General features: G+C 72.7%; 11 protein-coding genes and 4 tRNA genes. 7 read left to right on the top strand and 8 right to left on the bottom strand.

The features are described from left to right. Window positions 1–81: 81 nt before the first annotated feature. Window positions 82–155 (bottom strand) — tRNA-Met (locus ACWCSV_RS29005). A gap of 488 nt (window positions 156–643) precedes the next feature. On the opposite strand from ACWCSV_RS29005, the gene ACWCSV_RS29000 reads away from it, so the two are divergent. Continuing rightward, a complete protein-coding gene (locus tag ACWCSV_RS29000) occupies window positions 644–1102 on the top strand; it encodes a hypothetical protein (RefSeq protein WP_451147192.1) in 459 nt (152 codons plus the stop codon). A 161-nt stretch (window positions 1103–1263) separates the two neighbouring features. Here the strand turns inward: ACWCSV_RS29000 and ACWCSV_RS28995 are convergent, their stop codons facing one another. Next, window positions 1264–2019, bottom strand: coding sequence for a GntR family transcriptional regulator (locus tag ACWCSV_RS28995; protein WP_451147190.1), 756 nt, complete (start codon window positions 2017–2019; stop codon window positions 1264–1266). Window positions 2020–2127: 108 nt separating this feature from the next. Here ACWCSV_RS28995 and ACWCSV_RS28990 point away from each other — a divergent pair, with 108 nt between their 5' ends. From ACWCSV_RS28990 to ACWCSV_RS28980, 3 genes are all read left to right on the top strand, one after another. After that, complete coding sequence (locus ACWCSV_RS28990) at window positions 2128–2541, top strand: hypothetical protein (RefSeq protein ID WP_451147188.1); 414 nt, start codon at window positions 2128–2130, stop codon at window positions 2539–2541. A gap of 541 nt (window positions 2542–3082) precedes the next feature. Then, window positions 3083–3601 carry a hypothetical protein gene (locus ACWCSV_RS28985; RefSeq protein WP_451147186.1) on the top strand — a complete coding sequence of 173 codons (519 nt, stop codon included), beginning with the start codon at window positions 3083–3085 and terminating at the stop codon, window positions 3599–3601. 135 nt (window positions 3602–3736) lie between these two features. Continuing rightward, window positions 3737–3979: a hypothetical protein gene (locus ACWCSV_RS28980; protein ID WP_451147184.1), complete on the top strand. Its 243-nt coding sequence runs from the start codon at window positions 3737–3739 to the stop codon at window positions 3977–3979. Window positions 3980–4097: 118 nt separating this feature from the next. On the opposite strand, the gene ACWCSV_RS28975 is transcribed toward ACWCSV_RS28980, so the two are convergent. From ACWCSV_RS28975 to ACWCSV_RS28950, 6 genes are all read right to left on the bottom strand, one after another. Next, window positions 4098–4171, bottom strand: a tRNA-Lys gene (locus ACWCSV_RS28975). A gap of 362 nt (window positions 4172–4533) precedes the next feature. Next, on the bottom strand, window positions 4534–6882 hold the full coding sequence (locus ACWCSV_RS28970) for a DEAD/DEAH box helicase (RefSeq protein ID WP_451147182.1): 2349 nt from the start codon (window positions 6880–6882) through the stop codon (window positions 4534–4536). Window positions 6883–7159: 277 nt separating this feature from the next. Further along, window positions 7160–7675, bottom strand: a complete 516-nt coding sequence (locus ACWCSV_RS28965) for a hypothetical protein (protein ID WP_451147180.1) — start codon at window positions 7673–7675, stop codon at window positions 7160–7162. Window positions 7676–7793: 118 nt separating this feature from the next. Next, window positions 7794–8174, bottom strand: coding sequence for a fluoride efflux transporter FluC (locus tag ACWCSV_RS28960; RefSeq protein WP_451147178.1), 381 nt, complete (start codon window positions 8172–8174; stop codon window positions 7794–7796). Beyond that, on the bottom strand, window positions 8171–8575 hold the full coding sequence (gene crcB, locus ACWCSV_RS28955; RefSeq protein WP_451147196.1) for a fluoride efflux transporter CrcB: 405 nt from the start codon (window positions 8573–8575) through the stop codon (window positions 8171–8173). The genes ACWCSV_RS28960 and crcB overlap by 4 nt, the downstream gene beginning before the upstream one ends. An 89-nt stretch (window positions 8576–8664) precedes the next feature. Continuing rightward, a complete protein-coding gene (locus tag ACWCSV_RS28950; protein ID WP_451147176.1) occupies window positions 8665–9015 on the bottom strand; it encodes a metallopeptidase family protein in 351 nt (116 codons plus the stop codon). A gap of 158 nt (window positions 9016–9173) precedes the next feature. On the opposite strand from ACWCSV_RS28950, the gene ACWCSV_RS28945 reads away from it, so the two are divergent. The 3 genes from ACWCSV_RS28945 (at window position 9174) to ACWCSV_RS28935 (ending at window position 11097) form a co-directional block, all read left to right on the top strand. Next, window positions 9174–10820 (top strand): metallophosphoesterase family protein, encoded by a 1647-nt coding sequence (locus ACWCSV_RS28945; RefSeq protein WP_451147174.1) that lies wholly within the window; start codon window positions 9174–9176, stop codon window positions 10818–10820. A 91-nt stretch (window positions 10821–10911) separates the two neighbouring features. Further along, window positions 10912–10984: transfer RNA gene (locus tag ACWCSV_RS28940), tRNA-Glu, on the top strand. A gap of 38 nt (window positions 10985–11022) precedes the next feature. Then, window positions 11023–11097: transfer RNA gene (locus tag ACWCSV_RS28935), tRNA-Asp, on the top strand. Window positions 11098–11118 lie beyond the last annotated feature (21 nt).

Below are 11118 nucleotides of genomic sequence, written 5' to 3'. Positions count from 1 at the left end.
TTTTTTGGGGGAGGAGGGGCCACAAACCTTACAACACGACTGGGGCCGGGCACGCTGTGCGTGCCGGGCCCGGGCCTTCAGTAGCGGGGACAGGATTTGAACCTGCGACCTCTGGGTTATGAGCCCAGCGAGCTACCGAGCTGCTCCACCCCGCGTCGATGAACACAACTCTACGCCATCCTGAACGGACTCTTGACCACCCCGGCGTACGAGCACCCGGGAGACAGCCGGAAGCGGGCGCCACCGAGACGGCGCAGGCCGGCCCGCGCCCCGCCGGGGCCGCCCGGCGGGGCGCGCGGAGGCGGCGGTACGCGAACAGGAGCAGGCCAGGACGCTGCGGGAGACGGAGAGCAACAACCACCCTTACCCCGGGGCCTATTCACTCCTGATGGAGCTACCTTCACACCACCGCAGGTGCAGAGCAACCCAGTTGACGCCAAACCGTCTCAGTACCTTACTCAACGGTGCTTTTGCATCAGGCAGTTGCCATGCGTGCCCTTCTGGCCAAGGATATGGCTGCATCCCCCAGAACCGGCGGGCTGCCCGTGAGGACGCGTGCCCCCGAGGCGGCGGTTTTCGCCCTGCCCCGGTGCCGGCCATGCGCCCCGGTCCCGCAACGCAGCCCCTCCTGGAGGACTCCGCCATGACCACCTCTGTCACTCCCGCCCCTCCTGCCCCCTCAGCCCCTTCCGTTCCGGCGGAGACTTCCCTCGGGGCCCGGGTACGCACCTCGGCGGCGAGCGCGATCATCGGCGGCCTCGCCGGGGCCGTGATGAGTGCGGTGGTGGTCTACTTCCTCATCGGCATGCCGGACGGCGAGGGCACCAACGCCCTGAACAACGCGATATCCGGTCTGATCAGCGGCTTCCTGGCCGGCTTCATCGGCCTGATGATCCACCAGAGCAAGGCGGCAGCGGCGACCCGCGCGGCTGCGGCCGAGGCCTCCGCGACGACCACCGCGACGACCTCCGCGCCGGCGGATTCGGCGAGACCGGCGGCTGCCGCCGAGGCAGTCACCACCGATGCAGTCACCGCGGAGGCAGTCACCACCGAGGCACCCGCCGTCGAGGCGGCCGGCGCCAAGGCCCCGACCGTCGCCTGACCTCCACCCACAAAAGACGACCGCCCCCGTCCGGCCACACGGCCGGACGGGGGCGGCGCCACATGTGCGGGCCGGCAACGCGGACAGCAGGAGTACCGCGAACTCCCCGTACAACACGGCCTGTTCGGCGGTGACCCGGTGGCGCCGCCCTGCTCGCGCCCCTACTCGCGCCGCTCGACGGCGATCTCGTACGCGATCTCCCACCGCACGTCCGGCACCACGAGGTCCGCCGTCTCGACCGGGCGGCCGTCGATGTCGTAGAAGGTGCGCTCCATTTCGGTGATCAGGCCGCCGATGCTGATGCCGAGGAGGTTCGCCTGCTCCTGGTTGGCGCGGGCCGGGCGCGGGATCTCGACGGCGCGCACGATGACGACGCCGATCGACCGCATCCGTTCGACCACGCCGATCCCGGCATGCGGGCCCATCTCGGGGAGCACGATCGGGGTGTCCCCGGTGATCGCCATCGGTTCCCAGCTCCTGGAGAGCTGGACGGGCAGCCCCTCCATGAGGAACTCGTAGTCGGTGACGACGCAGAGGTCACCGGGCTCGATGTCCAGCCGCTCCGCGATGCGTTCGGGAGCCGGAGTCCGCGCGGCGGACCGCGACTCCCATTTCCCCTCGTGGTCCTGGGCGTTGAGGGCGGCGCGGTAGGGCGAGGTGCCGTGAGGGCGCCTGGTGCGGATCATGCGCCCGCGCTCACGCGGCCTGCGGACGTAGGTGCCGGACCCGGCCCGGCCTTCGAGGATGCCCTCGATGGTGAGCCGCTCCATGGCGCGCTGCGCGACGGATGCGCCGACCCCGTACTCCTCGGCGATCCGGGCGCGGCTGGGCAACTTGTCGCCCACGGCCCACTCGCCCGACCGAATCCGGTCGCGGAGAGCGTCGGCCACCTGAAGGTAAGGGGTGTCGCGAGGCATGTGCACAGCTCCCAGCCGTGGAAGTCGGACATTGACAAAGCTAACCCATCAGGTCGAAGCTGAATATTCAGCATCACGAAAAGTGATGAACTCATCCAGGGGAGAGCCATGCCCTCCGTGCCGCCGCGCGTTGTCGCCCTTGCGGGCATGCTCGCCGCCGCGACGGGCGCCGAGCCGCAGGTGACGGAGACAGCCGGCGCCTTCCGGGTCTGCGCGCCTCTCCCCTCCCCTCTGAGCAGCGCCGTCCACAGCGCGATCCTCATGACGCTGGCGCACGGCGACCGCTTCGGCCACGAGGCCGGCGCCGACGGCATCGCCCGGGTCTGGGCCGAGGTCGACCACCCCACTCCGAGACGAAGGAGAACCGACATGACAGAACCGGCCGGGGGCGCCGCCCCCGGAGACGCGGAGTACCGCACGCTGATCACGCACACCGCGGAATGCACGGCCTGCCGTTCGGAGCGGGTCGAGTGCGAGGTCGCGGCCCGGCTCAGCCGCGCGTGGCGGGCGGCCCGCCGGTGATCCCCCGCATCTGCGTCGACTGCGACCGGACCATCACGGGTCCGGTAGTGGTCGCGGCGGAGGGTCACTCGGCCTCGGGCGCCCGCCCCGACGCGTACGCCCACCCACCGGACTCCCCGGACTGCCGGCCTCCGGCGCGCAGCCGCGGCCGCCGCATCAGGAAGGCGCCCGCGGCGAACGAGCACTGACCGCCGGGCGCGGGGCGCCGAGAAGCCGCCGGACCGACCGGCGGCCCACAGGAATCACACAGGTACATAGGCTGTCGGAGCAGGAGGCCCGCCGAATCCAGGGCGCACCCCTGCCTCTGACGACCCGGAGTCCACGTTGCCGCGCCGCCCCCTCGCCCTCACCTTCGTCTGCACCGCCCTCGTGGCAGGCGGCTGTTCCACCTCAGCCGCGACGGACGGCGCGAGCGCGGCGAAGCCCGACTCCGCGAAGGCAAGCGCCGCTCCCACCCCCAGTGCCGACCCCACACGGATCGTCCTGGCCGCCGTCGAAGCGACCCGTCGTACGACGGCACGCACCGCGCACCGTACGGAGAATGGGTGCGGGCGGGGACGCCACGTACGTCATATCCGGCGGCGGTGTGCACGACTTCGTCCACCACCGGGGCACCACGACGGCCACCATCGCCACGGCCGCGCGCTTCGAGGAGGTCTTCGCCGACGGGAAGGTCTACATGCGCGGCACGGCAGGGGCGGACACCGTGGAGTGGACGGCCATCGAGCGGGACGGCATCGAGGCCCAGCACATCCTGCGATCCCCGGCGAACGACCCCGAGTACACGCTGGAGCAGGCGGCCATGGCCACGGACTTCCGCAGGGCCGGCGAGGAGAAGGCCGAGGGCACCCCGACCACGCACTACCGGGGTCGACTTCCCTACGAAGCGCTGACGCTGGACATGTCCCAGAAGTCGTCGAAGACAGCCGGCACCCTCCGCGACATGATGGGCGGCGACATCCCGGTGCCCATCGACGTATGGGTGGACGGGCAGGGGCGTGCCACGCGGGTGCGGATGTCACTGGAGCTCGAAGGCACCGTTTCGTCCGTCAGCACGTGACCCTCACCGAGCTGGGACGTCCCGTCGAGGTCAAGGTCCCGCACGCCGAAGTGGTGGTCGGAGCCGACGAAATGGGACTGCTCGCCTGATGGACCGGCGCCCGGCCGGCCCGAGGACGGTGCACTGACCGGGAGCGTGCCGCGGTCCTCCGTGGCGCGGGCGGCGGTGCTCACGGACGGGTCCTCGGTCATCGCGGACACCTTCGGAGAGCTGAAGTGGCCCGAGCTGCTGGACGTCCTGGCCGGGGCGGACGGTCCGGCCGAGCTGATCCGCCGCGTACGCACCGCCGAACTCGCCGATGCGCAGGGGTTCCGGCAGCCGAGGGACAAGGTGCACGACAACGCCACCGCGGCCTTCTGCCGGCCACGCACCCGCTGACCGCGCGCGTCCCCCGCACTCGCGAGAGACGGAGAGAACGACGGAGCGCCCCGGCCGGCCGGAGCCGGTCGGGGCGCTTCGCTGCAGGCCGGAGGGTGAAACCCCGCCCCGCGATCGGTAGGCCGTGTGGGACTCGAACCCACAACCAACGGATTAAAAGTCCGCTGCTCTGACCAATTGAGCTAACGGCCCCTACCGGATCACCCACGAGCATAGCCCGCCCGGACCCGCGAGCCGATCCGGTATCCCGTGATGGGCCGCTGCGCCGGGAATGCGGGCCTCCCGGGCGCCGTAGGACGGGCGGCTCGTGACCTTGTGAACAGCGGTACGGGTCCTGGGCGCCGGGGGGTGCCGGGACCGGTACCCCCCGGCGCCGCTCCCGCAGCGCCGCCGGCCCCGCCCGTAGCCCCCGACCGTCCCCGTCCCCGTACGTGCCCGTGCAAAGCGCCAGGGCCCGTACCCCACCTCGCGGTGGGTGTACGGGCCCTGGCGTCGGATCGGACGGCTCAGGCCGTCAGGTCGCGGGTCCGCCGGCCGGCGGTCCGGACGACCGGTCAGCCGTTGCGCTTCCAGCGGGGCTTGTCGTCGCGGCGGCCGAAGCTGCCGGTGTTCGTACCGGTGTTGCCGCGGTGGTCGTCACGACGGCCCTGCGGGCGGTCGCTGGCGCCACCGGAGCGGAAACCGCCGGCCGGACGGTCGTCACGACGGTCGCGGTTGAACGGACGGTCGCTGCCACCGGAGCGGAAGCCGCCGGAGGGGCGGTCGTCGCGGCGGTCGCCACCGGAGCGGAAGCCGCCCGACGGACGGTCGTCACGACGCTCGAAGGGACGGCCACCACGGTCGCCGCCACGGTCGTCACGACGGTCGCCACCGGAGCGGAAGCCACCGGACGGACGGTCGTCACGACGGTCGCGGTTGAACGACGGACGGTCGTCACGACGCTCGAAGGAACGGCCACCACGGTCGCCGCCACGGTCGTCACGACGGTCGCCACCGGAGCGGAAGCCACCGGACGGACGGTCGTCACGACGGTCGCGGTTGAACGACGGACGGTCGTCACGACGCTCGAAGGAACGGCCACCACGGTCGCCGCCACGGTCGTCACGACGGTCGCCACCGGAGCGGAAGCCGCCCGACGGACGGTCGTCACGACGGTCGTTGCCGCCGCGGTAGCCGCCACGGTCGCCACCGCGGTTGTCGCGGCGCTCGTAGTTGCCCCGCTCGTCACGGCGCTCCTCGCGGACCGCCGGCTGCGGCTCCGGCACGGCGACGGCTGCCTCGACGGCGGCCTCCGCCTCGGCGACGGCCTCGGCCACCGCCTGCTCCGGGTCGTCGCCCCGCTCGCGCGCGGCACGGGCCACCAGGCGGTCGGCCTCCTCGCGGAGCTCGCCGGCGCGGCGCTGCACGTGCTCCAGCTGCTTGGTCAGCTCGGCGACCTCGCGCTCGGCCTGCTTGGCGGCGTTGTTCGCGGAGTCGGCCTGGACCTCGGTGAGCGAACGCGCACCGGTGATCTCGGCGACCTCGGGCTCGAAGACGCCCGCGCCCTGGACGATGTGGCGCGAGGCGTCGACGCCCGCGTCCTCCATCAGGCGGAAGATCTGACGACGCTGGTGCGGGAGCGCCAGCGAGACGACGACACCGGACTTGCCGGCACGGGCGGTACGGCCCGAGCGGTGCAGGTAGTCCTTGTGGTCGCCGGCCGGGTCCACGTTCAGCACCAGGTCGATGCCGTCGACGTGGATGCCGCGGGCGGCGACGTCGGTGGCGACCAGGGCGTTGACGTAGCCCTTCTTGAAGTCTTCGAGGACGCGGGTACGGGCACCCTGCGTCATGCCGCCGTGCAGCGCGTCGGCCTTCACACCGGACTCGATGAGCTGCTCGGCGATGCGGTCGGCGCCCAGCTGGGTGCGGACGAAGATGATCGTGCGGCCCTTGCGGGCGGCGATGGCGGCCGTGACCGGCGCCTTGTCCTTCGGCTTCACGACGAGGACGTGGTGCGACATGGTCGAGACGTTGCCCTGGGCGCTGTCGACCTCGTGCGTGACCGGGTTGGTCAGGTAGCGCTTGACCAGGGTGCCGATCTCGTTCTCCATGGTGGCGGAGAAGAGCATCCGCTGGCCGCCGCCGGGGATCTGGTCGAGCAGCTCGGTGACCTCGGGCAGGAAGCCCAGGTCGGACATCTGGTCGGCCTCGTCGAGGACGGCGACCTGGACGTTCGCGAGCGAGCAGGCGCCGCGGTTGATGATGTCGCGCAGACGGCCCGGGGTGGCGACGAGGACGTCGACACCGCGTTCCAGGGCGTAGATCTGGTTGCCCATGGACGTACCGCCGCAGACGACCTTCATCTTGAGGCCGAGCACGTCGCCGTACGGCTGGAGCGCGTCCGCGACCTGCATCGCGAGCTCACGGGTCGGCGTGAGGATGATCGCGCGGGGCTTCTTCTTCTCGGTGTGCCCACCGGCCAGCGCGGCCAGGGTCGGCAGACCGAAGGAGAGGGTCTTGCCGGAGCCGGTACGGCCACGGCCCAGGATGTCCTTGCCGGCCAGGGCGTCCGGGATGGTCGCGGCCTGGATCGGGAACGGGGAGGTGACGCCGTTCTGCGCCAGCTTGCGGACGATGCCCTCGGGCAGGCCCAGCGAGGCGAAGGTGAGGGTCGGCTCGGCGTCCTCGTCGGCCTCGGAGGAGACGGCCTCGGCGGAGACGGCCTCGACGGGCGCTGCGGCCTCGTCGGACTCGGTCCCGACGGCGGGGGCCGCGGTCTCGGCGGCCTTCTCCTCGGTCACCTCGGCGGCGACGGGAGCTGCCTCGGCCACGACGGCCTCGGCGACGAGCTCGGCGTTCTGCGCGAGCTCGGTGTCGATGTCTGCGGACATGACGGTGTGGTCAGAACTGGAAATTGACATGCGAAATGCGAAACCTTCCGGAGTCTCGGCACGCGCCCGTAACTCCGTGTTTTCGCAATTTCGACCGCCTCAATGCGGTCCAGCCACGGCAAGGGAGAGTACGCGCCACACGGCGCTCTTCTGTGTCGGCGCCGGGCAATGGGATCAAACGATCTACTACCATACGCACCCTCCCCCACATTGCGCAAACCGCCCTTCTTCGGCACTCCGCCAAAGCCCCTCCGACCTGCGGTGATGCCTCGGGCGGCGTTACTCCCCCGCAGGGCTGGAAGGGCGGTCAGGCCGCCGGGGACGCGGCGGGCGGCGACGGCTCCTCCGGCGTGGCCGGCGACTGGGCGGGCTGCCCCGGACCACCGCCCGCGTCGCCGCCCGAGGCCGGTTCGCTGGCGGCCGGCGGCGTCGGATCGGGCGTGACGGGCGCGGCCGTGACGACGGGGTCACCGGGTCCCGCCGTGATCCCCGGCGGGACCACCACGACCGCGCCGCTCCCGCTGGGCGTCGGCAGGCCGGGTCCCCGCTCCGCCGCCGAGGGGCTGGGCGAGGCGGGGTCACCGGAGTGCTTCGGGTCCGGCTTCCCGCCCTTGGCCCGGTCGGTGTGGTGGCGGCCGCCGGCGTCCGGGCCGGAGCGGCCGGACGCGCCGGACACCCCGCTGTCCTGCTCCTGAGCGGCCCCGGCGGACTTCGTGGGGCGGGGGCCGGCCTTCTCCGCGTCCACGCTCACGCACCCGAGGGAGGCGCCCAGCATCAGCGCGGTGAGGACCGCCCAGCGGACAGGAACGGGAAACGGGCGCACGGGGCACCTCCGGGACGGGAACGCGGGAACGGGTGCGTGGTACCCAACTCCCCGGACCCCGCCGGGGACACGCCCGCCGCGCCACCGGTGGGCGCCCGCCGCACGGCGCCGGCGGGCGTCACCCCCCGAACCCGGCCCCGCCCGCCACCTCCGCGCCGAGGAACACCGCGCCGAGCCCCATCAGGACCGAGGCCACCACGTTCGCCCCCGCGAGGAAGGCCCGCCCGGTCTCGGCCAGCCGGAGCGTCTCGTACGAGAAGGTCGAGTACGTCGTCAGCGCCCCGCAGAGCCCCGTGCCGAGCAGGGCGTACGCCGGCGCGGAGACGGCGGCCCCGGTCACCACCCCGAGCAGCAGGCTGCCCGCCGCGTTGACCGCGAAGGTGCCCCAGGGGAAGACGTACGGCAGCCCCGCCCCGGGGTACCGCCGCACGAAACGGTCCGTCAGGTACCGCAGCGGGGCGCCCACCAGACCGCCGGCCGCCACCAGCAGCCAGTTCACCGCACACCCCCGCGCGCACGCCGCGTCCGCTCCACGCACGCCCGCGTGAGAGCGGCTCCCGCCCACACCCCGGCGAGCGCCACCACCAGCGTGCCGGCCGCGTACGCCAGGGCGGTCGGCACCTCCTGGCGCGCCAGCAGCTTCGAGGCGTCGGCCGCGTACGTGGAGAAGGTGGTGAAGCCGCCGAGCACCCCGACACCGAGGAAGGGGCGCACCAGGGGGCGGGTGACCACGGACCGTTCGACGGTCAGCACCATGAGGACGCCGATCAGCGAGCAGCCGACGGCGTTGATGACGAAGACCGCCCAGGGGAAGGCCCCCGCGGCGGTCGGCCAGGCCAGGGTCGCCGCGTAGCGGGCCAGCGTGCCGATCACCCCGCCGGCCGCGACCGCTCCGAGCACCGCCGCCTCGCGCGGCCCGGACCGCCCGGGGGCCGCCCCGGCCGGATCGGTCCCGCCCGTCCCGTCCGGCACACCCACGCCGGCGGCGCTCACCCGTAGCCCAGGGCGTGCAGCCGCGCGTCGTCGATGCCGAAGTGGTGGGCGATCTCGTGGACCACGGTGATCTCGGTCTCCGCGACGACGTCCTCGCGGGTCTCGCACATCCGCAGCGTCGGTCCCCGGTAGACGGTGATCCGGTCCGGCAGGACGCCCGCGTACCACTCGCCGCGGTCGGTGAGCGGGGTTCCCTCGTAGAGCCCGAGCAACTCGGGGTCGCCGGGGTCCGGTTCGTCCTCGACGAACACCGCGACGTTGTCCATCAGCCGCGTCAGTTCCGGCGGAATCCGGTCGAGCGCCTCGCTCACCAGCTCTTCGAACTGCTCGCGCGTCATCTCCAGCACCCCGCCATTGTCACGTACGCACGCCCCGGCGCACCCGCCCGGCCGGCACCCGCCCCGTACGCCTCCTCGGGCCTTCGTCCGCCCCGGGTACGTCCCCGTACGCGGGCAGGCAGCGGTCCCGCCGCATGTTCGGAGCGCGGACCGGGCATACGGGTCCAATGGCGCGCGTCCCGTTCCGTCCGTTCCGTTCCGTCTCCGCCCCCGTCCGCGAAAGCCGAAGCCGAAGCCCCCGGACCGCCCCGATGCCGGTGCCCGCGCTCGCCGGGGCCCGGCCGAGCCCACTGGTGCGGGTGCTCGTGATGATCGCGGTGGTGGTGCTGGGCGCCTGGCTCGGGCTGCTGGTCGTGGGAGACGTGAAGACGCCCGTCGGCCCCATGGACACCACGATGGCCCTGCGCCCCTCGCTCACCGGGGGCACCCGGGTGGACGTCTCCCCGCTCGGCGCGCTGGAGCTGGACTCGCACGTCGCGCCGGTCCGCCTCGACGTGGACGTGGACCGCCTGGACCCCGAGCGCTCGCAGCGGCTGGTGGAGCAGCCCGAACGTTTCTCCGGACTCCAGGACGAGGTCACCCGGGACATCGCGGACGGCGCCCGGGTGCTGGCGGTGCGGTCGGTGGTGGCCGTGCTGACCGGGGCGACCGTGCTCGGGCTGATCGTCTACCGGCGCCCTCGCCCGGCCCTGGCCGCCGGCGGGCTCGCGCTGGTGCTGCTGGCCGGATCGGGCGTCAGCGCGTACGCCACCTGGAACCCGAAGTCGGTGCTGGAGCCGAGGTTCTCCGGACTGCTCTCCAGCGCGCCCTCGGTGGTCGGCGACGCCCGTTCGATCGTCACCGAGTTCGACGTCTACCAGCAGGAGCTGGCCCGGCTGGTCACCAACGTCACCCGGCTGTACGACGCCACCTCCACGCTCCCCGTCTACCAGCCGGACCCGGGCACCCTGCGGGTCCTGCACGTCTCCGACATCCACCTCAACCCGGCGTCCTGGCACATCGTCGCCTCGCTCGTGGAGCAGTACGGGATCGACGTGATCATCGACTCCGGCGACACCATGGACCACGGCACCACCACCGAGAACGGCTTCCTCGACCCGGTCCGCGGCCTCGGCGCCCCGTACGTCTGGGTGCGCGGCAACCACGACTCGGCGGAGACGCAGAAGTACCTCCGCGGCTTCAAGAACGTGCACGTCCTGGACGGGGGGAGCGCGGTGACCGTCGCCGGGCTGCGCATCGCGGGCACCGGCGACCCCCAGTTCACCCCCGACCGGACGCTGGCCCGGGGCGGCGAGGCGGCGGAGCGGATGGCCGGTCTCCGCCTCGCCTCCGCCCTCCGCGACCAGACCCGGGCCGGCACCCCGGTGGACATCGCGGTGACGCACGATCCGCAGGCCGCCCGGGAGACGGACGGCACGGTTCCGCTCGTGCTCGCCGGCCATGTCCACCATCGGGTCAACGAGGTGCTCCCGCTCGGCACCCGGCTGAAGGTGGAGGGCTCCACCGGCGGCGGCGGGCTGCGCGCGGTGCAGAACGAGAAGCCGGAGAAGGTACGCGCCTCGGTCCTCTACCTGGACCGCGCGACCCGGCGGCTCCAGGCCTGGGACGAGATCACCCTGGGCGGACTCGGCCTGACGACGGCCGAGGTGAGCCGCCATCTGCCGGAGGAGAACTCCCCCTCCGCGACCCCGCCTCCGACCGCGCCTCCGACCTCGCCCTCCGGCCCGCCCCCGACCCCGGCCGGCGCCTCGCCGAACACCTCGCCCGGCACCTCTCCCCGCACCTCGCCCGGCACGCCCGCCCCGGCGCCGTGACCCGGCCGGGAAACCGTTTTGGCGTTAGCTCCGCCATCACATATGCTTCTGACGTCCCCGACGCGCTGGAAAGCGAACCGGCGGGCCTTTAGCCCTCATCGTCTAGTGGCCCAGGACGCCGCCCTTTCAAGGCGGTAGCACGGGTTCGAATCCCGTTGGGGGCACGCATTACCGTGTGCGAGACTTGTCTCGCACATTGCTTGGTCCTGTGGAGCAGTTTGGAGTGCTCGCCACCCTGTCAAGGTGGAGGCCGCGGGTTCAAATCCCGTCAGGACCGCTGCAGTTCTCAGGAACTGCG

This window comes from Streptomyces sp. NPDC001770 (assembly GCF_053596135.1).
Note: the sequence above shows the minus strand (reverse complement) of the source record. Positions and strands in the feature narration are given on the sequence as shown.